27 protein-coding genes are annotated in these 25,420 nt (G+C 44.1%); 9 read left to right on the top strand and 18 right to left on the bottom strand.

What is annotated here, in order from left to right; all coding sequences use genetic code 11:
• Window positions 1-119 precede the first annotated feature (119 nt).
• The 3 genes from ribBA to nusB are packed head-to-tail and all read left to right on the top strand — an operon-like array spanning window position 120 to window position 2,282.
• Window positions 120-1,298, top strand: a complete 1,179-nt coding sequence (gene ribBA, locus QUE65_RS01345) for a bifunctional 3,4-dihydroxy-2-butanone-4-phosphate synthase/GTP cyclohydrolase II (protein WP_286281349.1) — start codon at window positions 120-122, stop codon at window positions 1,296-1,298.
• 10 nt (window positions 1,299-1,308) lie between these two features.
• On the top strand, window positions 1,309-1,794 hold the full coding sequence (gene ribH, locus QUE65_RS01340; RefSeq protein ID WP_286281348.1) for a 6,7-dimethyl-8-ribityllumazine synthase: 486 nt from the start codon (window positions 1,309-1,311) through the stop codon (window positions 1,792-1,794).
• Window positions 1,795-1,799: 5 nt separating this feature from the next.
• A complete protein-coding gene (nusB, locus tag QUE65_RS01335) occupies window positions 1,800-2,282 on the top strand; it encodes a transcription antitermination factor NusB (RefSeq protein ID WP_286281347.1) in 483 nt (160 codons plus the stop codon).
• On the opposite strand, the gene QUE65_RS01330 is transcribed toward nusB, so the two are convergent.
• On the bottom strand, window positions 2,279-3,055 hold the full coding sequence (locus QUE65_RS01330) for a transglycosylase SLT domain-containing protein (protein ID WP_286281345.1): 777 nt from the start codon (window positions 3,053-3,055) through the stop codon (window positions 2,279-2,281). The genes nusB and QUE65_RS01330 overlap by 4 nt on opposite strands.
• 566 nt (window positions 3,056-3,621) lie before the next feature.
• On the opposite strand from QUE65_RS01330, the gene QUE65_RS01325 reads away from it, so the two are divergent.
• A complete protein-coding gene (locus QUE65_RS01325; RefSeq protein WP_286282377.1) occupies window positions 3,622-5,112 on the top strand; it encodes an NAD-dependent succinate-semialdehyde dehydrogenase in 1,491 nt (496 codons plus the stop codon).
• On the opposite strand, the gene trmB is transcribed toward QUE65_RS01325, so the two are convergent.
• Genes trmB through QUE65_RS01310 form a run of 3 tightly spaced genes read right to left on the bottom strand, consistent with a single transcriptional unit; the run spans window position 5,109 to window position 7,243 of the window.
• Window positions 5,109-5,900, bottom strand: coding sequence for a tRNA (guanosine(46)-N7)-methyltransferase TrmB (trmB, locus tag QUE65_RS01320; protein WP_353506667.1), 792 nt, complete (start codon window positions 5,898-5,900; stop codon window positions 5,109-5,111). The two genes, QUE65_RS01325 and trmB, sit on opposite strands and share 4 nt — an antisense overlap.
• 17 nt (window positions 5,901-5,917) lie before the next feature.
• The gene (locus tag QUE65_RS01315) at window positions 5,918-6,379 is read right to left on the bottom strand and encodes a DUF2721 domain-containing protein (protein ID WP_286281343.1); all 462 of its coding nucleotides are present in this window, start codon (window positions 6,377-6,379) and stop codon (window positions 5,918-5,920) included.
• A gap of 15 nt (window positions 6,380-6,394) precedes the next feature.
• Window positions 6,395-7,243, bottom strand: a complete 849-nt coding sequence (locus tag QUE65_RS01310; protein ID WP_286281341.1) for an undecaprenyl-diphosphate phosphatase — start codon at window positions 7,241-7,243, stop codon at window positions 6,395-6,397.
• A gap of 74 nt (window positions 7,244-7,317) precedes the next feature.
• Here QUE65_RS01310 and QUE65_RS01305 point away from each other — a divergent pair, with 74 nt between their 5' ends.
• Window positions 7,318-8,889, top strand: coding sequence for a TolC family protein (locus QUE65_RS01305; protein WP_286281340.1), 1,572 nt, complete (start codon window positions 7,318-7,320; stop codon window positions 8,887-8,889).
• 4 nt (window positions 8,890-8,893) lie between these two features.
• Here the strand turns inward: QUE65_RS01305 and waaC are convergent, their stop codons facing one another.
• A complete protein-coding gene (gene waaC, locus QUE65_RS01300) occupies window positions 8,894-9,937 on the bottom strand; it encodes a lipopolysaccharide heptosyltransferase I (RefSeq protein WP_286281339.1) in 1,044 nt (347 codons plus the stop codon).
• Between the two features lie 55 nt (window positions 9,938-9,992).
• On the opposite strand from waaC, the gene QUE65_RS01295 reads away from it, so the two are divergent.
• Together QUE65_RS01295 and QUE65_RS01290 are read left to right on the top strand one after the other, a co-directional pair.
• A complete protein-coding gene (locus QUE65_RS01295; protein ID WP_286281338.1) occupies window positions 9,993-11,300 on the top strand; it encodes an O-antigen ligase family protein in 1,308 nt (435 codons plus the stop codon).
• Window positions 11,287-12,111, top strand: coding sequence for a glycosyltransferase family 2 protein (locus QUE65_RS01290; RefSeq protein ID WP_286281335.1), 825 nt, complete (start codon window positions 11,287-11,289; stop codon window positions 12,109-12,111). Before QUE65_RS01295 ends, QUE65_RS01290 begins: the two co-directional genes overlap by 14 nt.
• On the opposite strand, the gene QUE65_RS01285 is transcribed toward QUE65_RS01290, so the two are convergent.
• The 10 genes from QUE65_RS01285 to QUE65_RS01240 are packed head-to-tail and all read right to left on the bottom strand — an operon-like array spanning window position 12,093 to window position 20,121.
• Window positions 12,093-13,199 carry a glycosyltransferase family 4 protein gene (locus QUE65_RS01285; protein ID WP_286281334.1) on the bottom strand — a complete coding sequence of 369 codons (1,107 nt, stop codon included), beginning with the start codon at window positions 13,197-13,199 and terminating at the stop codon, window positions 12,093-12,095. The two genes, QUE65_RS01290 and QUE65_RS01285, sit on opposite strands and share 19 nt — an antisense overlap.
• A gap of 11 nt (window positions 13,200-13,210) precedes the next feature.
• Window positions 13,211-13,780: a dTDP-4-dehydrorhamnose 3,5-epimerase gene (rfbC, locus tag QUE65_RS01280; RefSeq protein WP_286281333.1), complete on the bottom strand. Its 570-nt coding sequence runs from the start codon at window positions 13,778-13,780 to the stop codon at window positions 13,211-13,213.
• On the bottom strand, window positions 13,777-14,661 hold the full coding sequence (rfbA, locus tag QUE65_RS01275) for a glucose-1-phosphate thymidylyltransferase RfbA (RefSeq protein WP_286282376.1): 885 nt from the start codon (window positions 14,659-14,661) through the stop codon (window positions 13,777-13,779). The genes rfbC and rfbA overlap by 4 nt, the downstream gene beginning before the upstream one ends.
• A 60-nt stretch (window positions 14,662-14,721) precedes the next feature.
• Window positions 14,722-15,654: a dTDP-4-dehydrorhamnose reductase gene (gene rfbD / locus QUE65_RS01270; protein ID WP_286281332.1), complete on the bottom strand. Its 933-nt coding sequence runs from the start codon at window positions 15,652-15,654 to the stop codon at window positions 14,722-14,724.
• Window positions 15,655-15,660: 6 nt separating this feature from the next.
• Entirely contained in the window at window positions 15,661-16,719 is a 1,059-nt protein-coding gene (gene rfbB, locus QUE65_RS01265; RefSeq protein ID WP_286281330.1) for a dTDP-glucose 4,6-dehydratase, read from the bottom strand.
• Window positions 16,720-16,721: 2 nt separating this feature from the next.
• Window positions 16,722-17,684, bottom strand: a complete 963-nt coding sequence (locus tag QUE65_RS01260; RefSeq protein WP_286282375.1) for an aspartate carbamoyltransferase catalytic subunit — start codon at window positions 17,682-17,684, stop codon at window positions 16,722-16,724.
• Window positions 17,685-17,707: 23 nt separating this feature from the next.
• Entirely contained in the window at window positions 17,708-18,223 is a 516-nt protein-coding gene (gene pyrR, locus QUE65_RS01255) for a bifunctional pyr operon transcriptional regulator/uracil phosphoribosyltransferase PyrR (RefSeq protein WP_286281328.1), read from the bottom strand.
• A 38-nt stretch (window positions 18,224-18,261) separates the two neighbouring features.
• A complete protein-coding gene (gene ruvX, locus QUE65_RS01250; RefSeq protein ID WP_286281326.1) occupies window positions 18,262-18,675 on the bottom strand; it encodes a Holliday junction resolvase RuvX in 414 nt (137 codons plus the stop codon).
• The gene (locus QUE65_RS01245) at window positions 18,668-19,267 is read right to left on the bottom strand and encodes a YqgE/AlgH family protein (protein WP_286281324.1); all 600 of its coding nucleotides are present in this window, start codon (window positions 19,265-19,267) and stop codon (window positions 18,668-18,670) included. The genes ruvX and QUE65_RS01245 overlap by 8 nt, the downstream gene beginning before the upstream one ends.
• Before the next feature lie 26 nt (window positions 19,268-19,293).
• Window positions 19,294-20,121 carry a YdcF family protein gene (locus QUE65_RS01240; protein WP_286281322.1) on the bottom strand — a complete coding sequence of 276 codons (828 nt, stop codon included), beginning with the start codon at window positions 20,119-20,121 and terminating at the stop codon, window positions 19,294-19,296.
• 45 nt (window positions 20,122-20,166) lie between these two features.
• On the opposite strand from QUE65_RS01240, the gene QUE65_RS01235 reads away from it, so the two are divergent.
• Window positions 20,167-21,633, top strand: a complete 1,467-nt coding sequence (locus QUE65_RS01235) for a cryptochrome/photolyase family protein (protein WP_286281321.1) — start codon at window positions 20,167-20,169, stop codon at window positions 21,631-21,633.
• Between the two features lies 1 nt (window position 21,634).
• A complete protein-coding gene (locus QUE65_RS01230; protein WP_286281320.1) occupies window positions 21,635-22,504 on the top strand; it encodes a symmetrical bis(5'-nucleosyl)-tetraphosphatase in 870 nt (289 codons plus the stop codon).
• A gap of 5 nt (window positions 22,505-22,509) precedes the next feature.
• Here QUE65_RS01230 and hemL read toward each other — a convergent pair whose 3' ends face one another.
• Genes hemL through QUE65_RS01215 form a run of 3 tightly spaced genes read right to left on the bottom strand, consistent with a single transcriptional unit; the run spans window position 22,510 to window position 25,412 of the window.
• A complete protein-coding gene (hemL, locus tag QUE65_RS01225; protein ID WP_286281319.1) occupies window positions 22,510-23,802 on the bottom strand; it encodes a glutamate-1-semialdehyde 2,1-aminomutase in 1,293 nt (430 codons plus the stop codon).
• 26 nt (window positions 23,803-23,828) lie between these two features.
• Complete coding sequence (locus QUE65_RS01220) at window positions 23,829-23,999, bottom strand: rubredoxin (RefSeq protein WP_108507762.1); 171 nt, start codon at window positions 23,997-23,999, stop codon at window positions 23,829-23,831.
• Between the two features lie 30 nt (window positions 24,000-24,029).
• The gene (locus QUE65_RS01215) at window positions 24,030-25,412 is read right to left on the bottom strand and encodes a THUMP domain-containing class I SAM-dependent RNA methyltransferase (protein ID WP_286281318.1); all 1,383 of its coding nucleotides are present in this window, start codon (window positions 25,410-25,412) and stop codon (window positions 24,030-24,032) included.
• Window positions 25,413-25,420 lie beyond the last annotated feature (8 nt).

Raw genomic sequence — 25,420 nt, 5'->3', positions numbered from 1 at the left:
CAAAATTGTTCCAAAGTCCTCATGACTTGACTATCGGCCCCCTCGGAAAATCCTGTCGTAAAGCCCTACAAAGTAGCAAGAAGGCTTAAAATGGCGCTCTATTTGCAAATTCCTCTACCATGCCAAACGTATCCTTACCAGCCATCAGCCCCGTTCATGAGATCGTGGCCGACCTTCGGGCCGGCAAGATGATCATCTTGGTTGATGAAGAGGATCGCGAGAATGAGGGTGATTTAGTTCTTGCCGCTGATCACGTTAGCGCGGAAGCAATTAACTTCATGGCTAAACATGGTCGTGGTCTCATTTGCCTCACGCTCACCAAGGAGCGTTGCCAGCAGCTCAATTTGCCGCTCATGGTTCGAGAGAATGGCACTGCTTTGGGCACAAACTTTACGGTATCGATTGAGGCCGCTAGTGGCGTGACCACTGGCATCTCCGCAGCAGATCGCGCGCGTACCATTCAAGCCGCAGTCGCCCCGACTGCCAAACCAGCTGATTTAGTGCAACCAGGCCACGTCTTTCCGCTAATGGCTCAACCTGGGGGTGTATTAATACGCTCTGGCCATACCGAAGCTGGCTGTGATTTAGCAAGTCTTGCTGGCTGCTCACCCACTGCCGTGATTTGTGAAATCATGAAAGACGATGGCAGCATGGCGCGCTTACCGGATCTGATTGAATTTGCCAAAGCCCATCAATTAAAAATTGGGACCATTGCAGACCTGATTCAGTATCGCAGCCAAACCGAGAGCATTGTGCTGCGTGAGGGTGTGCGCGAGTTTGCAAGTCCTTGGGGTCGCTTTACGGGCGTGGTGTATCGCGACACACCGAGCAACTGTTTACACCTTGCACTTATTCAAGGAAACCCACAATCGGCCGAAGAAGCGATTGTTCGTGTTCATGAACCGGTCACTGTTTTGGATCTTTTAGACATTGATCAATCGACGCACTCCTGGCCTTTGAGCAAAGCTCTGCAAGTAATCGCTAATGCACCCTGCGGCGTCGCTGTTTTACTAAATGCTGCAGGAGTTGCAGCCCCCAATGAGCTCAAATGGCTTTCACAGTTTGAGAAGCTGACCCAATTGGACCAGCACTCCGATCGCAAGCCCTCAACCCCCTCAGTTCATCCCGGTACAGAGCATAAAACCGATTTTCGTAGCTACGGAATTGGGGCACAAATACTCAAAGATTTGGGTGTACGCAAAATGCGCCTACTCGCTAACTCATCTAGAGTGCCGAGTTTATCTGGCTATCAATTAGAGATTATTGATCACATCCCCTACACACCAATCCCATCTTGAGGAACATAGCATGAACGATATTGATGTCTTTGAGGCTGACTTAAATGGCCAAGATCTGAGGATTGCGATTGTGCAAGCGCGCTTTAATGAAGATCATTGCAAAGCCCTATCAGAGGCCTGCATTACCGAGCTGCTGAATTTGGGTGTGGCACACCACGATATTCAGTTGGTTACTGTTCCTGGTGCCTTAGAGATTGGCTTTGCCCTATCGCAACTTGCGAAGACTCAAGAGTTTGATGCCCTAATTGCCCTTGGTGCGGTAATTCGGGGGGAAACTTACCACTTCGAATTAGTCGCCAATGAGTCCGCAAGCGCCATTACTCGGATTAGTTTGGATCACAGTATCCCGATTGCCAATGGCGTACTAACTTGCGACACCGACGATCAAGCCTTCGCCAGAACTCTTGAAAAGGGCCGTGATTGTGCGCGAGCGGCAGTTGAAATGGCTAATCTCGCCCTTGCGATGAATCCTGACCTTGATATTGAGTCAACGTAACTGCGATGGCTAGTGGATCACCCAACCCAAAGCGCTCGCTCACGCCACGACGTCGTGCCCGGGAATATGCTCTACAAGGTATTTATCAGTTTTTGGTGATTCAAAAGGCGGGCGAACTAACCGATGTCCCTTTAGCGATCAGCGCGATCATAAAACAGCTTGGCGAGGATCCGGCGTTTAAAAAATGCCAGGGTGATTTATTTACGGGTATCTTCCAGGGTGTGATTAGACAGCACCAAGAGCTTGATGCGTTAATTGTTCCAGAGTTAGATCGTCCTTTAGCCGAGCTGTCCCCAGTTGAGCATGCTGCGATGCTCATTGGTACTTATGAGTTAGCAGCTGATCTTTCGGTACCCTACAAGGTCGCAATCAATGAGGCGGTCGAACTTACAAAAACTTTTGGTGGCACCGATGGCCATAAATATGTGAATGGGGTTTTGGATCAGCTTGCCCAAAAACTGCGGCAAGCTGAAATTGTCGCAAACTAAACGCTGCCGCCTAACCGACGGGCAACGTTACGTAATTCTTCGCGCTCTAAAAATACTTTGTGCGTGTAGGTACCCACCCCACTCGCTGCACTAGGCGCACCGAGATAACTCTTTAAGCCATCCTCAAGTGATCCTGCTCGGGCGATACAAGCCTTCAAGATTAGCGCACCCACCCGAATGTTCGCCTCAGGAATAAAGGCTGCTAATGGGCCTCCATAGGGCTCAAATTTGTCGTGATGAACATGGGTTCGAACTTGCATCAATCCTTGCGCACCCGCACGGCTCTCAGCACGAGGGTTAAAGCTAGATTCAGTAGCCATCACCGCCAAGATAAGGGTTGGGTCTAAATTGACCTCTTTGCTGACCACCATCGCCTGATTTACATAATGAAGGGTATCTTCAAACGAAATCCGAAACTTTTTAGCCAAATGCTCGGCAACCGCCCGACGCTCGTTTTCGGAGCGCAATATTGAACGATCTACTGCGCTTAAGTCGACTAAATGACCTGGGATTTGCGATGCAGGTCCTGCAATGGAGGGAATACTCTGGGGGTTTAAGCTCCAAAACTTGAGCTGATTTGCCGACTCATCGGCAGTTAAGATTTCCGCACTGTCAGCACCCAGGATCAGCGCACGCGCTTCAGCAGGAACCAAGTAGTGAGCAAGATCAAAGATTCCGGCACCGGTCTTCGGACCAATTAGCCAAATTGCAAGAATTGCGGCAACTAATATCGCGAATACACGCTGACCGAACCTGGCGAAAGAACTTGTCACCAAATGACGATTAATCCAAATTGTGTCTAGCAAGTTAAACGGTTTCATTGTTTGGGTCACACAAAATACGAGGAGTATTAGAAGCAGACTCTATTCATATTGCAGTGCAACAACTATTGAACATGCCGAATCTTAGGAACCGCTATATATTCTGTCAAGAATAAAGAAATGTTTTTATATAACTAATAAGCCATATTATCCGTTTAAACCCTAATATGATGCAGCGCTTAATATAAAAAAATCAATGAATACAATGGTTTAATCAAGTTAGTCTGCACTCATTCCTCATCATGAAAAAATCATCTATTACCGATTTATTTTCATATTTTGAAAGAAAAAGTGTCAATCTAAAACTACCTATAGGCTGTCAACTTCCTTATACCTACTAGCTATAGTAGTTTTCAATTTGTATTGTTCGCTCTGTAGCCAATACAAATTAGTGCACCGCCATTTGTACTTCACGTATTTATTGGCCCTAATTTTCGGACTAATATCCTCAATTAATCTTGCATGACGGTTGGGATTACACTAAAGATCACGACACCATCACTCCAAAAAAAATCACCATGAATGCACCCGATTCAATCGCAAATATCCGCACACTCCTAAGGAACCCCCGTCTTTTTCATGAGGATGCCCTAATTAATGGCCAGTGGGTCAAAGCCTCAGAAAACGCTCGATTTATGGTTTCTAATCCCGCAACCGGTGAAATCATTGCCAAGGTTGCTAACTTGAATCGCTCAGATGCCGAGGAGGCGATCTCCGCGGCTGAGCTGGCTCTGAACGCCTGGAAGGGCAAGCTGGCAAAAGAGCGTGCCCAAGTCATGCGCAAGTGGTTTGAATTAATTCTGGCCAATGCCGATGATTTAGCGTTGCTCATGACTTTAGAGCAAGGCAAACCCCTAGCTGAAGCCAAAGGTGAGGTGATCTATGGAGCCTCCTTTGTGGAGTGGTTTGCCGAAGAGGCCAAACGCGTCATGGGAGCAATTCCAGCAACCACCTGGGGTGATAAGCGTACCCTTGTCTTAAAACAAGCCATTGGGGTTTGCGTCGCCATTACACCCTGGAACTTTCCGATCGCAATGATCACTCGCAAAATCGCGCCGGCAATGTCGGCGGGATGCACCATTGTCATTAAGCCCGCAGAGCAGACTCCACTATCAGCTCTAGCAATTGCGGAGCTCGCCCAACAAGCAGGGGTTCCACAAGGGGTCATTAATATCGTGACCGCCGATGCCGAGCAATCCATTGCGGTTGGTAAGGTCCTTTGTGAATCCCCAGCCGTGCGTCATCTATCCTTTACCGGATCAACGGAAGTGGGTCGCATTCTTATGGCCCAGTGCGCACCAACGGTTAAGAAGCTCTCCCTAGAGCTTGGCGGTCACGCGCCCTTCATTGTTTTTGAAGACGCGGATATTGATGCCGCTGTATCTGGTGCGATGAGCTCTAAATACCGTAACGCGGGGCAAACGTGTGTCTGTGCTAACCGGTTTTATGTTCACAAAAATGTTCATGATGCCTTTGTTGAAAAATTAGCCCTTGCAACCAAGTCAATCAAAATTGGAAATGGTCTAGAACAGGGGGTTTCTCAAGGTCCTCTCATTGACCAAGCCGCCATTGAAAAGGTTGAACGGCATGTTGCCGATGCGCTGAGCAAAGGTGCGCAACTTGTAATTGGAGGTAAACGTGCAAGTCTGGGTGGCACATTCTACGAGCCAACGGTTCTAGCCAATGTCACCAACACCATGCTCATTACCCATGAAGAAACCTTCGGCCCTGTAGCTCCAGTCATACCGTTTCAGAATGACGATGAGGTCATTCGGCTAGCCAATAGCAGTCAGTTTGGCCTAGCGTCTTACTTTTACAGCCGGGATATTGGTCGGGTTTGGAAGGTGGCCGAAGCGCTTGAATTTGGAATGGTGGGGGTCAACTCCGGACTCATCTCAAATGAAGTTGCCCCATTTGGTGGGGTAAAGCAATCCGGCCTAGGGCGCGAGGGTAGCTCCTGGGGAATCGACGAGTACCTTGAAATGAAATACGTTTGTATGGGTCTTTAAAGCTCAGACTTGCGATAGAGTAAATCCCAAACCCCATGGCCTAATTTGAGACCACGATTCTCAAATTTAGTCAGTGGGCGATACGAGGGCTTATCCACAAAAGCCTCATGCGTCCCCTGTAAATGCTCCGCCGTCCAATCAATACCGCCGATGATTTGGTCTTGATCAATACCCCCAATCGCTTCTAATCGAACTGTTCGAGTCGATTGATTGCGTAGTTGGGGATGATGATTAAGGACCAAAAGCATTTGCTCGGCGTAATGCTGCCAATCGGTTGCTAGATGAATATAGCCATTGGGCTTCAATTTAGAAACTAGCAACTCTGCAAAATCTTTCTGAATTAAGCGGCGCTTATGATGCCGCGTTTTATGCCATGGATCGGGAAAGAAGATATGAACCCCATCCAAAGAATTGGGGGCAATCATCCGCTCAAGTACCTCAACAGCATCGTGGGAAATCAAACGAATATTAGAAAGATTCTGCTCACCAATGCGCTTTAGAAGCGCACCAACTCCCGGCTCATGAACCTCAATACCCAAAAATACATCGTTGGGACGAACTTGCGCAATCTGAGCGGTTGACTCGCCCATGCCAAAGCCGATCTCAATAATCCGTGGAGCATCCTGATATGGTGCACCAAATACCGACCAATCAAATAATGCGTCTTGAAATGGGAACAGAAATTGATTGCCTAAGGTTGCGATCGCATGTTCTTGAGCAAGCGTAGTACGGCCCGCTCTACGAACAAATGAACGAATTCGTCGCAGGTGCGACTGAGAATCAGACACGATAATCACCTATCGTATCATTTTGAATCGTCTGGCATATCCCAACTCGTTGAGCGATAAGCAAAGACCACCTCAACCAAGATCAGTGTTAGGGACACTACAAATGAAACTAATCCCGATACAAACGTAATGAGTACGTAGCCCACATTGACTAATTTACCTGCGCCAGTTTGCAACAGAAATAACTCTAAGACGGTTAAGGAAATTAAAACGCCTGCTAAGACATCAAAAAAGATTGCGAGTGTGCATAACCTTCCTCTAGTTTTGAACTCGTCAATCTCTTTCTCATAATGCGTCCTCAGTTTGTCACTTAGTTGATGATCGCCGTATAACTGGTTTTGAATAAATCGCATCCGATCTACATTACGAGCCAGTCTGGCAGTGATCGCGGCAACCAGGGTGGCGACAGCTGTTAGGAGAAAGACGGGCGCTAAGGCCAACTGAATATTGGCCTGTATGGCATCGATTGAAAGGTTCATATTTTTACTCTGGAACTATCTGTTAGACCAAGCGACAAGACCAGTATACGAGGTCACCAAAACTAAGACGCCAAAAATAATGCGATACCAAGCAAACGGAATAAAGTTGTGATGCGCGACATAATGAATCAGCCAACGCACACAAATGAATGCTGAGATAAAGGCTGCAACAAATCCAACCAAAAGCGGTGGCGCAAACTCAGCAAAACCAAATGCCTGGGATGAGTTTGCAATCTTTAATAACTCATATGCGGTTGCTCCACCAATCACTGGGATTGCCAAAAAGAAGGAGAATTCGGTTGCAACGGCTCTAGGCAATCCAAAGAGCATCCCGCCAATAATGGTCGCCCCTGAGCGCGAGGTACCTGGTATCAATGCCGCACATTGAGCCAATCCTACTTTTAGGGCATCAAGCGCAGTTAATTGGTCAATGCTATCGATTTTCTTCTTAGTTGATGCTTTGGTTTGGCGATACTCAGCCCAAAAGATCACAAATGCACCCACAATAAATGCGCTTGCCACAGGTACTGGTGAAAATAGATGGGCTTTGATCAGCTTACCAAAAATCAGACCAAGCCCCATAGCTGGAATACAGGCAATGACCACATGCAAGACAAACTTTTGAGATTGTTTACTAGAAAAGAGGGTATTGGTTACGCTTAATAAGCGCTCGCGATACTCCCAGCATACCGCCAAAATGGCACCGAATTGGATGATGATCTCGAAGGCTTTACCGCGCTCATCATTAAAATTTAAGAGATCCCCAACTAAGATTAAATGCCCAGTACTTGAGATGGGTAAAAACTCGGTTAAACCCTCAACAATACCTAAAATAAGGGCCTTGAATAAAAGTAATGGATCCATAAGTGTTAATACTAAAGCCTTAAACCCAGAAACCCTTCAATTTAACGTTTAGGCTTAAACTTCGAAACATGCATTTGAAGAAACGATTCCCGATTATTACCCTTATTGGAATGGCTGGATGGTTGTTATCTAGCCAAGCTTGGTCACAAGGCAATCAAGGGTCGGTAACGGTAACTCCAGCAAATAATTCATTGCCCAAGACCTTGAGCCCTCAAGATCTCATAAAGCTTGAGGTTCCTCCACAAACCGCCATTCCAACGCCACCGATTTCATCGAACCTAACGGATTCACAAAATCGTAAGGCGCTTGAAGGTCGAACTATGGACCTTCTTAGCCTTTATCAGGAAGCCGCATTTAACGACCCAGTCATCAACAGCGCACGTTTTAATTTAGCGGCCCGCAAAGAGCTCTATTGGCAAGGCTTGTCGGTGCTGCTGCCTCAGGTATCAGCCAACCCAACAGCTACTCGGTTTTTCCAGCACGGAGAAGGCACAAACCGAATCTTTGATCAACGAAGCTACACCGTAACACTGACACAACCAGTCTTTAATTTAACTGGAATGCAACTTTTTAAACAGGGTGATCTTAATAGCAAAATCTCCGATTTACAGTTCTACCAAGCTCAGCAGGATTTAGTAATTCGAGTATCGCAAGCCTATTTTGATGTCCTAACAGCTCAAGATAATGTTGAGCTCTTTAAAAATAAGAAAGAGTTAATCCGTCAGCAACTTCAGGCTGCAAAAGCGAAATTTGAAATCGGCTCCGCGACGATCGTCGACGCTAATGATGCCCAGGCACGCTTTGATGTCGCCAATGCCCAAGAAATCGCTGCCCATGCCGATCTTGTGGTCAAACGTGGTGTTCTAGAGCAACTGATTGGTCACCCTGTAAAACACATTAAACCGATGGCAAAGGATGTTTCTATTGCTGGTGTGGTGGCCGATCCAAGAGCGCGTAATAAAGATACTAAAGGGGTGCCCATTGCAGAGAGTGTCAATCCCAAACTTCCCCCTGGGCAAGCATTGGACGACTGGATTACCCAATCTGAAAACGCTAACTATGGGGTATTGGCTGGTCAACTCAGCGTGCAACTAGCGGAGAGTGTTTACAAAGCTTCTCTGGCCTCAAACTATCCGAGCGTTAACTTTGTTGGTACTGCAGGCTTTAACCAATCGAATGGATCTGCCCTGAACTTCAACCCCTCGCCTACACAAAATATCTATAACAATACTTTAGCGTTACAAATGACCCTTCCCATCGTGTCGGGTGGATTTAATATGTCAGTCATTCGGCAAAACGCAGCGCTATTTGATAAATCGAAGGCCGATTATGACAATCTACGACGCACCGCTGCCCAGTCAACCCGTCAAGCTTTTACTGGGTTCTATGGCGGCTTAGCTACAGTCAAAGCACTGGAAGCAGCCGAGAAATCATCTGCTACCGCAGTGGAATCCAGCAAGCTAGGTTACAACGTTGGCACTCTCATTAACATTGATGTCTTAATTGCCTTAGATACGCTCTTTACCACGCGTGCCTCACTCTATAAAGCTCGCTATGACACCATCATGAATGCTTTGCGTCTCAAAGCTCAGGCCGCTAATCTTTCGGATGAAGATTTGATTGCCATTAACGCGCTACTACGTTAATCATTTAGGATGAGATCAAACGCTCAATTCCATTGAGAATACTCTCAATGCTGGGCGACTGACCAATATCACCAAGATTAATCACTTGAGTTGACCAATAACCCTCTGTTTTCCAAAGCGGGGAGTCGCAATAGATTTCAATCGTTGGGTGACCCATTACAGCAGCTAAATGAGTTAAGCCCGTATCCACACCGATTGTTAATCGGGCATGACTAATAATCTCAAAGTACTGCTTGATGGAATAAGATGAGGGTAGGATACCTCCGCCGCTGCCAATCCCCTTAATAATCTGTTGACTGATTTGTTTCTCGTGGGGGCTCCCCCACGGAAATACTGGATGCAAACCCCGCTTTAGTAAAAAATTTCCAACTGCAATCCAGCCTTGGATACCCCACTGCTTCGCAGCCCGGGCACTCGCATGAAAACATAAAACGTAAGGAGTTTTTAAATCCTTTGTAATTTCAGGACTTAAATTTTGATTAGTAAGATCTTTTACAAAGGACTCTGGGTAGAACCGAGGAATTGATATGCGTGTAATTGGAGCAACATCTAAAGCAGAACTCAGAAGATAACGTGAACGATCAACTGCATGGCACTGTCTGGGCACGGCAACCGAGTCGGAGTAAAACATCCTGGCTAAAGGCTCATAACCCGAAAATTCAGTCGCATTCGCAAGTCCAGTAATTCTTCCGGATTGAGTGCGATGAGCGAACTTAGACACCACTGCAGACTTGATTAATCCTTGTGAATCAATAATCACGTCGTATTGATCTTGCTGTAAAGCATATAAAAATTGCTTGAATTCATACCAATGTGTTGCCCTCAGAATATTTTTTTTCCAACGCCGTAACCCGATTGGAATAATCCGGTCAATACCCTTAAACGTATGAGTCGATTGAAGGGGTTTCAAAAGATCGACATACGCCTCCTCGACCACCCAATCAACTATGGCGTTTGGATAATGCTGCCGAATATCCCAAACCATCGGTAGGTTATGGAGCACATCCCCCAAAGAAGACAATTTAACGATTAAGAATTTGGTGGGCATGATGTGTGAACTTGAATATAGAGGAGTCTACCGCAAGAAGGATTAAAATTATTTAATGTTGATCCATCAAAAACTCTCGGAAAAATTGATCCCTATTCTAATCAGTCTTTCTGTATTGGGCTATCTCTCCATACGCGGAATAACAAATGCGATTACGATTGGATTAGCACTTCTGGGCCTATGGGTCTGGATACGAAACTTCCAAAGTATCAAAAATATAGTTGGGCTGAAAAAACTAGTAATCATTGCGATAGCATCTGGTAGTCTACTTATTGCAACCTTACTCTCACAGATTTTTAAAAATCCATTTCAAATTTCATCATTCGATGGACCTTCCAGAATTTTCATTGGATTTTTTATATTTATTCTTTTATATCAGACGAGAAAAAAATGGCTAGAAATTTTATCCATAGTTCTGCCGATTTCCTTGATTCTGCTGTTTTTAAATCTAGTATTCGTAGATCAAAACTATATCAGTAATTGGGGAGGGCGTTACGCCAGTTATTTCGTTGATCCAAACACCCTTGGTGGACAAACCGCAATACTAAGCGTTTTATGTTTATCTCTACTTTTTTATAAATTCAATCAACCCGTGCTGTATCAAGTTAATTTACTAATTGGCTTTATGAGCGGCTTTATTGTGATGTTTCAGGCTCAATCTAGAGGTGGCTGGATAGCTTTTGCAGCAATGCTCATTTGCATGAGCTTTTTGCAATATCAAACCATAAAAAAGATTTTTCAGAAAAATCGAAATCGATTTACATTTTTCATAATCATATTATTTACGTTTTTCTTTGCATTTCTTCTATTTAATTACGATCAATTTTTATCACGATTGAGCCCAATTGGTGCAGAGATTTCACTATGGAAAGATGGTAGTCAAAATTTAGGCCAAACATCCGTTGGAGCAAGACTGGGAATGTGGGAGGTTAGTTTCTTACTAATCCAGGAAAGTCCACTGTTTGGATTTGGAGAACAAAATCTGAGAGATAGTATTTTTTCTTTATCAGAAAAAATTCCTACCAACCTTAGCGAGCCACTTGCTATTTTGATCGGAACCGGTCCTCATAGCGACATACTTGCAAAATTACTGGCAAATGGACTCTTTGGTTTTGTTGCATACATAGCAACTTTAGGGGGTCCTGCTTATCTTTTCTTTAATTCATTAAAACATGCTAATCACAAATCGGCCCAGGCCGCCGCGAATCTTGGATTAATTTATATATGTGGCCTATTTGTTTGTGGGCTGTTTAACGAAACTCTTTCGTTAAAATATTTATGCTCATTTTATGCGATGATGGTTGCAATCCTATTAGCGTCTGCACTTTCTATTGATCCGGCTACTCAGAATGAACCCCAATAAATATTCCTTAACATTTGCCTGCTATAACGCTTTAGATTACACAAAGATTTGTGTTGACAGCTTTCTAAAGACTTCGACACCGCTCAGTCGCCTGGTAGTTGTTGATAATGGGTCATCTGATGATACGGTTAATTATTTAAGAGGTCTTCCACTAGGGGGTTTGGTACTAAATCGCAAAAATTTAGGATGTGGAGTTGCATGGAACCAGGGGGCCCTAGTTCAGCAAGCCGAGTGGTCAGTCATTATGAACAATGATGTGGTCGTTTCAGATCAGTGGATTCAATCCCTTATAGAAACTGCTGAAAAAAACAATATCAAAATCATATCCCCCGCATTAGTAGAGGGCTCCCTTGATTATGATTTTGAATCGTTTGCAAAAAATGCGTCGATCAACATGAAAGATGCCTTGCGAATGGATAAAGCCCATGCGGTATGTTTGGCAATTCATGAGTCTGTTTGGATGGATATTGGTTATTTCCAAGCCACCCCAACCCTGTGGGGATTTGAGGATACTTTATTTTTCCACATGGCACGAAAGGCATCCATACCAATGGCCATTACTGGGTCTAGTTGGTTACATCATTTTGGATCTATCACCCAAACAGAAATGAAGCGGGAACGAAAATTGTCTGACAGTCAAGGTCTAACAGGGCGATACAACTACAAATTGCTTAATGAGAGCTGGATTGAGCGGAAATTGCGACAATTTCGTAACAAACAGTCATCCAAGCAATTTCGTCAAGTTGAGCTTAACCAATATGGTATGACAGTTCATGGAATACGAAAAAATCATCAATTTGAATGGTTGTAGTTCTCGATAAAGTGTATTAAAAAATCAATATTAGTTTTGATCGAAAATTTCTCCATGACAAATTCTTTTCCATTATTTCCATAATTGCGCATTTTTAAGGGATTTGCCAAGGCCCAATCCATAGCATCTATCCAATTAATTACCCTATCTTCAACGAGCAAACCTGTTTTATGATGCTCCATCGTTTCAGGTATACCACCAACTCTACTAGCAAGGGTTGGCACTTGTAAATACTGCGACTCAATCTGAAACATTCCTAATGGCTCATGATGGGATGGCAATATCGCCAAGTCAGCAATTTTTAGTAAAGGCACTATCGGATTAACAACACCTGCAAAAAATACATTCTGATCAATCTTTAATTGACTAACCTCATGCTCTAATCGCTGTCGTTCAGGGCCATCCCCAGCAATAATGTACTGAAGTCTTGGCCATTTTTTTAACAGATGACTAAAGACCTTCAAAAATTGTAAATGACCTTTTTCACCCCGTAACATTGCCCCATGAACAATGAATGGACCCTCTTTGCCATTAATCCATGCCTGAACATATTCTGGCAAATTGTCGGCCGCAGAATCATGTATCCGCTGAAAATCAAGACCAGGATAGAGTACGCGAATTCTACTTGGCACAATTAATTTATTTTTTAATAATTTTTCACGCAAATACTCGCTAGGTGTGAATGTGACATCAAATAGATTGTTATAAGAGAAACTATTTGGCATTCCTGGCTGATAGGTTCTAGATCGAATGATTAATACCTTTTTTTTAAAAAGAAGGCGATAAATTTTTGCAGATATGGCGCCGATATTTGCGTCATGTCCGCTATGAAGAACTATAGCTACGGGATTAATCTTTATAAGATGGCGAAGAATGCTAAAAATACTTTTAATATCTAGAGCGTTTCGTAAAGGCAAGTGAATAGTACGAATTTCACTATGCGCCGCAAATTGACTAATTTTGCTATTCTTTCTACAAAATAAATAAGGCTGCCACGATCTTTTATGCAGCTCAGATATCTGCGTCAATATCTGATATTCCTGACCTCCTAAATTATTTGAACTTTCGAGAAAAAAAATAGCGGGCATTACTGATAATGTCAAAACTTGGGGATTTGATCCCAAAATAAACCTGCGGAGTCTTTTGAACTAAGAATTGGATTATTTTGAATAGCTCCTAAAGGCCACTGAATGCCAATAGTTGGATCATTCCACCGAAGGCTTACTTCGCTTTGAGGATCATAATAATCTGTGGTTTTGTAGAGAAATTCTGCATATTCACTTAGCACTAAAAATCCATGCGCGAAACCTTTGGGAATCCATAATTGCAATTTATTCTCGGCACTTAAGTGAATTCCAAACCATTTTCCGAAGCTGGAAGACTCTTTTCGTAAATCAACAGCTACATCAAACACCACACCATTCACTACGCGTACTAATTTGGCCTGAACATGTTTTGTTTGATAATGAAGGCCACGTAAAATTCCCATTTTTGACATTGAATGGTTATCTTGTACGAAATTCTCACGCTGACCAGTTAGCGCAGCAAATTCATTTGCATTGAAGGATTCAAAAAACCAACCACGCTCATCACCAAAAATTTTTGGCTTTAATATCAACAAATCGTTTAGAGGGGTTTTCTCAATCGTTAACTTTTCCGAGGAATTCATAGAGAATGTTGCTCAATCAAGAATTTTTTTAGATATTGACCATAACTACTTTTACCGAGTGTATTAATTGATTTCTCGATCTGAGCTGAATTAATCCAACCACTCCGGTATGCAATTTCTTCAGGGCAGGCCACCATTAGTCCTTGACGTTTTTGTAGAGTAGCAATAAATCCAGATGCCTCAAGCAATGAATCGTGCGTACCAGTATCTAACCAGGCATACCCTCTTCCCATAAGTTCAACATGTAAATTATTTTTAGCTAAATAGGCACGATTTATGTCCGTGATTTCAAGCTCGCCCCTTACGCTTGGACGGATTCCGGCAGCAATATCACAAACCTGATTATCATAAAAATATAAGCCAGTGACTGCAAAATTACTTTTAGGCTTTTGAGGTTTTTCTTCTATTGATACCGCATGTTGGCGATGATCAAATTCAACAACTCCGTATCTCTCTGGATCGGTCACATGATATGCAAATACAGTAGCGCCAATATCTCGTTGATTAGCAATATTTAACTGATTCACAAGTTCGTGCCCATAAAAAATATTATCCCCCAAAACAAGTGCGGATGGATGTTGATTAATAAAATTTTTACCCAACACGAATGCTTGAGCTAATCCATCAGGTGATGGCTGAATGGTGTATTCAAAATGGACGCCCCATTGCGATCCATCACCCAAAAGCTCTTGGAACTGCGGCGTATCATTTGGTGTCGAAATAATTAAAATTTCTCGTATTCCCGCAAGCATTAATGTGGTCAGTGGATAGTAGATCATTGGCTTATCATAGACAGGCATTAATTGTTTTGAAACTGCTTGCGTTACCGGATAAAGCCTTGTGCCTGCCCCCCCTGCTAAGACAATTCCTTTACGATAAATACTCATTATTAATCCTCAATATTCATTAAATACTAATGGATGATCTGCCACCATTCATGATCAAATTTTTTCCGCATCCCTAAGATTTTGTATATATTTTCTAACGCCAATCTTCCAATCTTCATTTAAAAATTTCCTATTGGCTGGATAAATGGAAGACAGTAACTCACTTGATAATACGGAATTCATTGGTCGAATAGTGGGTGATGGATACTCTTTCGCCGGGATTGGGTGCAAATCTTCTACTTGCAATTTAATATTAATTTTAAAATCGTTACAACATTCAAGAATATACTGAGCAACACCGTACCAACTTGTTTTTCCCGAGGGTACTGCATGATAAATTCCAGAGTTTTTAATTTGTGAATTTATTATCTCAAGCGTAAGATTTGCGAGCCAATCAGCACTAACTGGAACTCCATATTGATCAGAAACCACATTCAAGGTTTCACGCTCTTTTGCTAAGCGAATGATAGATCGAATAAAATTTGCGCCATCTCCGTAAATCCATGTACTTCTTAAAATGATGAAGCATGCCATCGATTGATCCATAATCATCCTCTGAGGATCCTGACAAAAGTTTTCTTTAATTTTTAGTTCGCCAGAAAGCTTTGATTTGCCATAGATATTCAAGGGATTACACGAATCAGTTTCAATGTATGGCTCTTTTTTAATCCCATCAAAAACATAATCGGTTGAAAAATGAATAAATTGCTTTCCATGTTTGGCGCAATATCGAGCCATAAACCCAGGTGCCTGACTATTAACAGCATAAGCAATTGCCTCGGAACTTTCTGCTAAATCCACTGCCGTAAATGCCGCTGCATTAATTAATACTTCGGGCTTGTAAAGAGATAAGTACTGAGTTATTGATTTCTCATTTGAAATATCGCATTCATTTCTGCCAAGGAAAATTACGTTCTTGTTATCTCTTAGGCATTTTTGAAAAGCACGACCTAACTGACCATCTTTGCCAAAAATCAATATAGTCATTTGAAATTAGTGGCCATATTGTTTTGCAACCCATTCCCGATACGAACCTGACAGGATACTATTCACCCACACGGAATTTTCCAAATACCAGCGAATTGTTTTTTCGATTCCCGTTTCAAACGTTTCTTTTGGCTTCCAACCAAGTTCCAATGATATTTTTTTTGCATTAATTGCATAACGTCGATCATGCCCTAATCGATCTTTTACAAACGTAATAAGTTCGGCATAACTTTTTTGATCTTGCCTTGGCATTAACCTGTCAAGTATTTGGCAAATGGTTTCAACAACGAACAAATTTGTTTTTTCATTATTTCCACCAATATTGTAAGTCTCGCCAATCTTTCCATTAAGTAAAACAGTCTCTATTGCCTCACAATGATCCTCTACATATAACCAGTCCCTTACTTGCAAACCATCACCATAAATTGGCAATGGCTTATGGTTGAGTGCGTTATGAATGATGAGGGGAATTAATTTTTCTGGGAATTGATAAGGGCCATAGTTGTTTGAACAATTCGTAGTTAATACAGGAATTCCGTATGTATGATGCCATGCCCTTACTAAATGATCAGATGCAGCTTTTGAGGCGGCATAGGGACTATTTGGTTCGTAAGGATTAGATTCTGAAAAGGGTGGATCATTTTTTTCTAAGGTACCGTAGACCTCATCCGTTGACACATGCAAAAATCGAAATTGCATTTTCTCGTGTGTATCCAATGATTGATAATAGCCCCTAACGGATTCAAGCAAATTAAATGTTCCAACAATATTTGTCTGAATAAAATCACGAGGGCCATGAATTGATCGATCAACATGGCTTTCTGCTGCAAAATTAATAATTGCATATGGGCGATGTTTTTCTAATAACGAGGAAACAAGTTTTTCATCTCCTATATCACCATGAACAAATAAATAATTTTCATGCCCAGAAATTGATCTTAATGTCTCTAAGTTTCCAGCATATGTCAATTTATCTAGATTGATGATTTTGTGTCGGCCATACTTAATTGCATGGATAACAAAATTACTTCCAATAAAGCCGGCTCCACCAGTAACTAGGATCATTTTTAATTTCCTGCAACAATCGACATCACTGCCATTCGGATAGCGATCCCAAAAGTAACTTGGTTCAAGATCACTGATTGCTTTCCATCGGCAATGGCGGAATCAATCTCAACTCCACGGTTCATGGGGCCCGGATGCATCACGATTGCATCCGGCTTGGCCAGTGCTAGACGTTCGGCATTAAGACCAAATTGAGAGAAGAACGCCGCACCCTCTGGTACCTGACCTTGATCCATTCGCTCCTTTTGGATTCTCAAGGTCATGACAACATCCGCATCCTTAATGCCGTCTTCCACTTTATGGAAGATCTTCACGCCTAGGGCACTTAAGTCCTTCGCTAAATCACTTGGCAATAAACTCTCTGGTCCAATCGCACGAATGTCATGGCAACCCAAGGTCGTTAAAGCATGAATATTCGATTTGGCCACGCGACTGTGCAGAATATCTCCAATGATGGCTACTTTCAGTTTCGAAAAATCCTGCTTAAAGTGTCGCATCGTATAGGCGTCAAGCAGACCCTGAGTTGGATGCTGATGACTTCCATCTCCAGCATTAATCACATGTACATGCTCTGGGACATGATTGGCGATTTCAATAGGGGCTTTTGATATGTTATGGCGTACCACAAAAATATCTGCCTGCATCGCAATCAAATTATCAATCGTATCCATCAAACTCTCGCCTTTTGAGGTCGATGAAGTTGGAATATCTAGATTAATAATGTCAGCTGAGAGACGATTGGCAGCAATCTCAAAAGTCGTTCGTGTTCGAGTGGAGTTCTCAAAGAACAGATTAAAGACGCTCTTGCCCCGAAGTAAAGGTACTTTTTTTACTTCTCGATTGGGCGAGGTAACGCTGACAAACTGCTTTGCGGTATCAAGGATATAGAGAATTTGCTCTTTTGGCATCCCCTCTAAAGTCAACAGATGGGTCAGCTTGCCATTTCGGTTCAATTGATTGGTCATCGGATACGGTTGAGACTTCAGCGTCAATTGAGTCGCTCCTCAATCTGAAAATGAAAGTGCGCATTCACATCTTGCTCTAAAACTAAGATTTGTGAGTGAGGTAAAGCAACCACCTGCGCAACAAAATCAGCTGAAATTGGTAATTCACGCTCACCACGGTCAGCCAAGACCATCAAAGATACCTGAGCAGGTCGGCCAAAGTCAAACAATTCATTGAGTGCGGCTCGTACCGTTCGTCCTGTAAACAGCACATCATCAATCAAAACGATATGGGCATTATTTACATCAAATTTCAGTTCGGTCGGCATACTATTGGCACTCTCAAGCGCTCGAACCCCCTTCTCGGCGTAGTCATCACGATGAAAGGAAACATTAATCACCCCATACTGAGGAAGATTAAGATCTTTTGCCAAGCGCTTTGCAATCCAAGCCCCGCCAATTGCCAAGCCAGCCAAGTAAACCGTAGTGGTCGAGGCTTTCGAAAATAAACCCTCTTTCAGGTGCCTGAGTAGGTCTTGATAGAGGGCTTCAGCATTCATGAGAGCTATTTTCGCTTAAATTAGTGAGTACTCCAATTTTAACTGCGCTCACGAAAGAACTGCTCTAAAAGTAATCCGGCTGCATGAGAATCGACAAACCCTTGGTATTGGGCGTCTTGCTCAAGCAATACTGAGGAATAGCGCTCATCCACAAAGTGAACAGGCTTACCAAACTGCTTAGTGAGCTCTTGTCCAAACGAGCGTGAGCGTTTAGTCATCGCATGTTCTGCGCCATCTGGATACACTGGAAGGCCAACCACTAGGCAATTTGGTTGCCACTCACTAATTAACTCTTTAATTTTTTGAAGCGTTTGCTCAGAATTTGTATTATGAATGACACTCATTACTTGAGCGCTTCCTGTCAGCGAATTACCAACCGCAACCCCAATCCGCTTCGTGCCGTAATCAAACCCCAGAACAATCGTTATAGGATTTGAATCTTCGTTAGGCATGCCCCGCTTCTCCAGAAAGACTTGCCAGATCAAAACCTAAAACCTGCATTGCCTTTTGATAACGATCGGTATATGGCGTATCAAAAATAATCGTTTTCATTTGATCATTTGGGATGGCGATATTAATCCAACCATTCAGTGAAATCTCCTCTTCGAGCTGTCCCGCACCCCAACCAGCATAGCCTAGAGTCATCAGAAACTTCTCGGGTCCAGAGCCATTGGCTACTGCCTCAAGGACATCTTTCGATGTGGTCATGGTGAGACCGTCTGCAATGATTAATGAGGATGAATACTTTTCAGCAAGATCAGTCGGATGCAGAACAAAGCCTCGTTCAACCTGAACGGGACCACCAAAATAAACCGGCTCATCAAGTAAAGGCGCAATCTCGAGCTTAAGCTCAATTTTCTCAAACAGGGTTGAGAGCACTATATCGGTTGGGCGATTGACCACTAATCCCATGGCACCTTTATCGCTATGCTCCAAAAGATACACTAAGGAACCTGAGAAATTTTCGTCCAGCATTCCCGGCATGGCTAACAAGAACTGATTAGCAAAGGAACTCGATGAAGAAAAGGTGTTGGCTTGATTCATAACCCATTCTAGCAAGCCTCAAGAATTCAGAAAAGTGATATTTTTCCAGTCAATTGATAGGCTGCAATTCCAATATATTCATGCAATAGCTTATTCCACAGAAATGGGCCCTCCGTCAAATTAAACTCACGCCATTGCAAAGTATTCGCTGTTTGGTAATCCACCGGGACAGCAATTATCGGGATTCCTTGCTTTTCAAAGATCTTAGTCGATCGATACATGTGACTGGCTGACGTTACTAATAACCAGGGTTTTGATTGCTGATCTGGGGATTGTTCATAAATCGTATCCATGATCTTTTTGGAATAGATCGCATTTTCATAGGTATTGCGCGACTGGTTCTCGAAGTGGGCTGTATTACTGGTAGTACTAGAAAGCCCCTGCTCTTGGATCAATTGTTTAAAGGCATCGGCCTCTGACATACCCCTTGGATTTACTCTTCCTGAAAAGCCACTAAAGATAAATGGCTTATCAGGATATTTACGAATCAACTCTAACCCCTTCGTGACACGCTCAGCCGCTGATTTAAGAGATACCTCACCACGGTCAACTGCAACATCTTCACCCCCTATAGCCCCACCCAAAATAATGATTCCAGCAAATTGGTCGGGATTGAGATTCTGAATCGATGGTTTGGGAACGGCGTCTTCCAGAACACGGGTTAATGCCTCTGGAATAGGCAGGTAACCGACTGCTAGGAATCCAATGACTGCAAGCGCTAAAAGGCGATTGGTGAGCGCAGGCTTACGAATGGTAAGAAAGAACCATGCTAGAAGGGTAGCCAAGAAAATCAGGTTTAAAGGCTCAATTACGAATTGAACAATTTTCGAGGTAATAAAAAATAGGCTATCCATGAGGGCATCATAATCAAAATCGCATTCCCGAATAAGATAGAGTCTATGACAAGTGCATTGGTATGGCTTCGACGTGATTTGCGCCTTTATGATCAGGCGGCTCTTCATCGTGCTCTAAAACAGCATCAACAGGTCTGGGTCTGTTTTATCTTTGACACCTCGATTCTTAACCCTCTACTCTCTAAAGGCCAGGGTTTTGATCGCAGGGTAGATTTCATTTGGCAGACAATTCAAGACCTTGATAAAACACTAAGAGCCGTGGGAAGCGGAATCATTGCCCGTCATGGTGACCCGACCGAACTGATCCCCACCTTAGCTAAACAACTTGGTGTACAAGCAGTATTTACGAATCATGACTATGAGCCCCTAGCAATTTTGCGTGATGAGACTATTGCGCAAAAGCTTGAAAACGATGGGATTCAGTTCCAACATTTTAAAGACCAGGTTATTTTTGAGAAGACCGAAGTTTTAACGAATTCCGAAACGGTATTCTCGGTCTTCACCCCATATAAGAATGCGTGGCTTAAGAAACTAAATCCCTCCAATCTTGAGCCCTTCATCTGCGATTCACATCCCAGCTTGCGAGGTCGATATGCCCCTATGCCCAAGGCCATCGATACTGGCATCCCCTCGCTCGAGTCGATGGGATTTAGAACAACCGGTATTGAAAAATACCTTCCACCGGGTCAGCGAGGTGCCGAACTCTTTTTAAGTGACTTTCTTAAACGCATTGATCAATACAACATCGGTCGGGACTTTCCAGCAACTAAAGGCGTCAGCTACCTCTCTACATACTTACGCTTTGGTCTTCTATCAATCCGAGGCTTGGTTCGCGAGGCTCATCGTCGGATGCTTACAGGTAGCCTTGGTGCAAGCACTTGGCTGAGTGAACTGATTTGGCGTGACTTCTATTTCATGATTTTGGCCAATCACCCTCGCCTTGCCGGTGGCCAATCATTTAAGCCCGACTATGACAAGATTGTTTGGGAGCAAGGAGCAAAGGCACAAAAACTATTTAAAGCCTGGTGCGATGGTCAAACTGGCTACCCTCTAGTCGATGCAGCCATGCATCAACTCAATCAGTCAGGCTATATGCACAATCGCTTGCGCATGGTCGTGGCTAGTTTCTTATGTAAAGACTTGGGTATTGATTGGCGCTGGGGTGAGCAGTACTTTGCGGAGCATCTGAACGATTTTGAGTTTGCCTCCAACAATGGTGGCTGGCAATGGGCATCCTCTTCTGGATGCGATGCCCAGCCCTACTTCCGTATCTTTAACCCCATCACCCAGTCTGAGCGCTTTGATAGCGATGGTAAATTTATCCGCCGCTACATTCCTGCTCTTGAAAAGCTATCTAATAAGTCAATTCATGCGCCCTGGCTTGCGGGCCAGCTTGAACTTGAGGCAGCAGGTATTGTTTTAGGTAAGGACTACCCACGCCCCATCGTCGATCATGATGAAGCCCGTAAGGCGACCTTGATTCGCTACAACGTTGTGAAAAAAGTGGCTTAAGATGACACGCGTTTTCGCGATTGGTGATGTACAAGGCTGCTTAAGGCCCCTTAATCAACTCATCAGGAAACTCCCCCAAGGTTCTAAATTAATTTTCTTGGGGGATCTCGTCAATCGTGGTCCAGATTCATTGGGAGCCTTGCGGCGCTTAAAGCAACTTCAAGAAGATGGGGTTGCCGAATGCCTTTTAGGGAACCATGATCTCAATTTATTGGCGTGCGATGCAGGGCTTCGCGATACCAAACCGCTCGATACGATTGATGATATTTTGGCAGCCCCTGATCGTCGCGAGCTCATCGATTGGCTAAGATACCGGCCCATGGCACTAAGCAACGGTAAGGTCTTGCTGGTGCATGCTGGCGTTCTACCGCAATGGAGCCTAAAACGCACACTGTCGTTAGCCCATGAAGTTGAAACTGCTTTACGCCATAAAAAGTATCGCGATTTCTTAGCCCAGATGTATGGCAATACTCCCAACTACTGGGATCCAACACTGAATGGCTTTGATCGTTTACGTTTAATCACCAATACCCTAACTCGCATTCGGTTTTGCACTCCAGAGGGCGAAATGGAGTTTAAGAGCAAAGAAGGGCTTGAAAGCGGCCCCGCTGGCTATATCCCATGGTTTGAGACTCCTAATCGTAAAACAAAATCGATTCCGATCGTCTTTGGTCACTGGTCAACACTTGGCTTACTCAATCATCAAGGCGTCATTGGAATTGACACCGGTTGCGTATGGGGTGGCACATTAACCGCAATCGACCTCGATCATTTAGAAACTATGAACCCAAAAGGTTTGGTCGGGGATCGCCAATCGCTTGTAATCAAGGCCATTAGTGTGGCGGGTTACGATCATCCGCTAAGGATGTGAGCGCATTAAATCTTCTGAAATGATTTTTGAGCGGCGCGAATGATCTCATCGACCACAGCATTATCGTGCGCAATCGATGTAAATCCAGCCTCATAGGCAGAAGGAGCCAGGTAAACACCTTCTTCTAACATTGCATGAAAGAAGCGTTTGAAGGCTTCAATATCAGTTTTTGTAACTGCTTCATATGAAGTTGGCACTGTTTGCGAAAAATAGAACCCAAACATACCACCAACACTGTCGACCGAGAATGGGATCTTGGCTCGATCGGCCTCTTGCTGTAATCCTGCTATCAATTTTTTGGTTTGCTCGGTCAGGCACTCAAAAAATCCAGGGCGCGAGATGATCTCCAAGGTCTTCGCTCCCGCAGCTACTGCAACGGGGTTACCGGATAAGGTACCCGCTTGATAGACATTACCCAAGGGGGCAAGTTTTGCCATGATCTCGCGCTTGCCGCCAAAAGCTGCCATGGGCATACCGCCACCCATGACCTTCCCAAGGCAGGTTAAATCAGGCTTAATGCCATGCAAGGATTGGGTGCCGCCCAGGGCCACCCGAAATCCTGTCATTACCTCGTCGTAAATCAATACAGCACCATATTGCTGGGTGAGCGAACGAACTGCCTTGACGAACTCAGGGGTCGCACGAATTAGGTTCATGTTGCCTGCAATCGGTTCCAAAATTAAAGCGGCGACCTGATCACCATGGCGCTTAAAAGCTTCTTCCAAGGCGCCAACATCGTTATAGGGAAGCACTAAGGTGTGCTTCACTAAATCTTGAGGCACCCCGCCCGATGAGGGAGCATTCTTCGTGGAATCGGCAAAGGTCAATAAACCAGAGCCGGCTTTCACTAACAAACTATCTGCATGGCCATGGTAACAGCCTTCAAACTTAATAATCAAATCACGATTGGTATAACCGCGGGCTAAGCGCAGAGCGCTCATAGTCGCTTCAGTACCACTTGAGACCAAACGAATTTGCTCAATAGCTGGCATCAACTCGCAAATGCGCTCAGCAAGGTCAATCTCCCCTGCAGTGGGAGCCCCGTAACTAAAACTCTGAGTCGCTGCGCGCTGAACTGCTTCTACTACCTCAGGATTCGCATGCCCAACAATCATTGGACCCCAAGACATGATGAGATCAACATAGCGCTTACCGTCGGCATCCCAAAAATAAGGGCCCAGCGCACGAGTAATAAATCGGGGGGTACCGCCCACTTGCCGAAATGCCCGCACAGGGGAGTTCACGCCACCCGGAATGGTTTTTTGGGCTCGTGAAAATAATTGTTCGTTTTGACTCATAGTATTAATGAAGAAGATCTAGATGATTAGATCACGCACATCTCAAAATCATCTTTGCGCGCACCACACTCCGGACACGACCAGTTCATGGGAACATCTTTCCACAAGGTTCCAGGCGCAATGCCATCATCCGGACAACCCTTGGCTTCATCGTAAATCCAGCCGCAGATCAAGCACATATAGGTTTTATATTCCATTTGTTATTTCTCTTAGATTGAAGTTCTATTTTACGATTTCTGGATATCGCTCCGCCCTCGAATCTCAAACTTAAAAAGTCTGCATTCCAAGGGGCCGTTAAATAATGGGGTGCGCTTTGATTCTTTCATGCGCAAATGCCCCGGCAAACCCATATCTGCCGTTAAAACAAAGATCTCCCAGCCCGCAAAATGATCTTTGAGTTGTTTACTAAACTGATCTAAAAGGGTTGCGAACTTAGGGTCAATCGGCTCTTTGACTAAAGGCTCTCGGCTCGTACGCCGTTTTTGCATCGAAGTTGCTTTGCTATCGCCAAAAGAATAGGGTCGATCAGAATCACCACCCTTCATTGCCAAGCGCTCTCCATAGGGTGGATTAAAAACCATCACCCCCTTTTGCCCTTCGATTAAATCAACGTTAGGCCTAATCGCGATTGCATCCAATTGTCGAACCGTGGGCAACCCAAGTAACTGCGCGCGTTGCCAATTGGCTTTACACATGGTAATCATTTTCTCGTTGATATCACTGCCACTAATTGCAATGGGGTCATTCTGATGCTGATGCATTTCTGTCTTCGCAGCATCACAAAGTGTCTGCCAGTTCTTTTTCTCTAAGGTACTCAAAAAGGGTTTGAGTCGTAAAAAGCCAAAACCTGTTTGTATAACCGATTGTTTCCACGATGGGGTGAAGTTTTGATTTGATGAGTCTAGTATGCGAGCTCGTAGCGCCCCCGCTGGAATATGCAATGCGACTTGAGCGGCCTCAATCAAAAAGGTACCGCTTCCGCACATGGGATCATAAAGCGGCATCGAGGCTTGCCAGTTAGTTAACCGCAAAATCCCAGCAGCGAGATTCTCTTTTAAGGGAGCTTCACCCTTTTCCTCCCGCCAACCGCGTTTGAACAAAGGCTCACCGGAGGTATCCAAATAGATGGTGGCGTGTTGTTGCGTCAAATGAACCTGAATCCGAACATCAGGATTTACGGTATCAATATTAGGGCGCTCGCCCGTTTGCTCACGCAGGCGATCAACAATCGCATCTTTAATTCGCAAAGTGGTAAAGTTCAAACTCTTCAATGGCGATCGCTGTGCCGTAATATCGACCCGAAGGGTTTGATTAGAGGAAAACCAATCTTCCCACCCAATCGCTTTTGCTTGGCGATAAAGATCATCCTCAGATTTATAGGGTTCATCGGTCATCTTCAGTAAGACACGACTGGCAATCCGTGAATGCAGATTCACTGCCATTGCTAAGGCTAGCGGTCCCTCAACCCCCATTCCCCCGGTTAGACTTGAAGGAGCCGGTTCAACCGATGATCGACCCAATGCTTTTATCTCAGGCCGAGTAATAAGCTCCTCGAGTTCCTGCACTAAAACTGCTTCAAGCCCGCCAGGACAAACAATAAAAAATTTCACAATGGCGA

The organism is Polynucleobacter sp. HIN8 (assembly GCF_030297615.1).
Taxonomy (GTDB): Bacteria; Pseudomonadota; Gammaproteobacteria; order Burkholderiales; family Burkholderiaceae; genus Polynucleobacter.
The sequence above is the reverse complement of the archived record's forward strand: the minus strand, read 5'-3'. Positions and strand labels throughout refer to the sequence as shown.

Coding starts and splice junctions, on each gene's coding strand:
- ribBA (WP_286281349.1), top strand. CDS start 120: ATGCCAAACGTATCCTTACCAGCCATCAGCCCCGTTCATGAGATCGTG.
- ribH (WP_286281348.1), top strand. CDS start 1,309: ATGAACGATATTGATGTCTTTGAGGCTGACTTAAATGGCCAAGATCTG.
- nusB (WP_286281347.1), top strand. CDS start 1,800: ATGGCTAGTGGATCACCCAACCCAAAGCGCTCGCTCACGCCACGACGT.
- QUE65_RS01325 (WP_286282377.1), top strand. CDS start 3,622: ATGAATGCACCCGATTCAATCGCAAATATCCGCACACTCCTAAGGAAC.
- QUE65_RS01315 (WP_286281343.1), bottom strand. CDS start 6,379: ATGAACCTTTCAATCGATGCCATACAGGCCAATATTCAGTTGGCCTTA.
- QUE65_RS01310 (WP_286281341.1), bottom strand. CDS start 7,243: ATGGATCCATTACTTTTATTCAAGGCCCTTATTTTAGGTATTGTTGAG.
- waaC (WP_286281339.1), bottom strand. CDS start 9,937: ATGCCCACCAAATTCTTAATCGTTAAATTGTCTTCTTTGGGGGATGTG.
- QUE65_RS01295 (WP_286281338.1), top strand. CDS start 9,993: ATGTTGATCCATCAAAAACTCTCGGAAAAATTGATCCCTATTCTAATC.
- QUE65_RS01290 (WP_286281335.1), top strand. CDS start 11,287: ATGAACCCCAATAAATATTCCTTAACATTTGCCTGCTATAACGCTTTA.
- QUE65_RS01285 (WP_286281334.1), bottom strand. CDS start 13,199: ATGCCCGCTATTTTTTTTCTCGAAAGTTCAAATAATTTAGGAGGTCAG.
- rfbC (WP_286281333.1), bottom strand. CDS start 13,780: ATGAATTCCTCGGAAAAGTTAACGATTGAGAAAACCCCTCTAAACGAT.
- rfbD (WP_286281332.1), bottom strand. CDS start 15,654: ATGACTATATTGATTTTTGGCAAAGATGGTCAGTTAGGTCGTGCTTTT.
- rfbB (WP_286281330.1), bottom strand. CDS start 16,719: ATGATCCTAGTTACTGGTGGAGCCGGCTTTATTGGAAGTAATTTTGTT.
- QUE65_RS01260 (WP_286282375.1), bottom strand. CDS start 17,684: ATGACCAATCAATTGAACCGAAATGGCAAGCTGACCCATCTGTTGACT.
- pyrR (WP_286281328.1), bottom strand. CDS start 18,223: ATGAATGCTGAAGCCCTCTATCAAGACCTACTCAGGCACCTGAAAGAG.
- ruvX (WP_286281326.1), bottom strand. CDS start 18,675: ATGCCTAACGAAGATTCAAATCCTATAACGATTGTTCTGGGGTTTGAT.
- QUE65_RS01245 (WP_286281324.1), bottom strand. CDS start 19,267: ATGAATCAAGCCAACACCTTTTCTTCATCGAGTTCCTTTGCTAATCAG.
- QUE65_RS01240 (WP_286281322.1), bottom strand. CDS start 20,121: ATGGATAGCCTATTTTTTATTACCTCGAAAATTGTTCAATTCGTAATT.
- QUE65_RS01235 (WP_286281321.1), top strand. CDS start 20,167: ATGACAAGTGCATTGGTATGGCTTCGACGTGATTTGCGCCTTTATGAT.
- QUE65_RS01230 (WP_286281320.1), top strand. CDS start 21,635: ATGACACGCGTTTTCGCGATTGGTGATGTACAAGGCTGCTTAAGGCCC.
- hemL (WP_286281319.1), bottom strand. CDS start 23,802: ATGAGTCAAAACGAACAATTATTTTCACGAGCCCAAAAAACCATTCCG.
- QUE65_RS01220 (WP_108507762.1), bottom strand. CDS start 23,999: ATGGAATATAAAACCTATATGTGCTTGATCTGCGGCTGGATTTACGAT.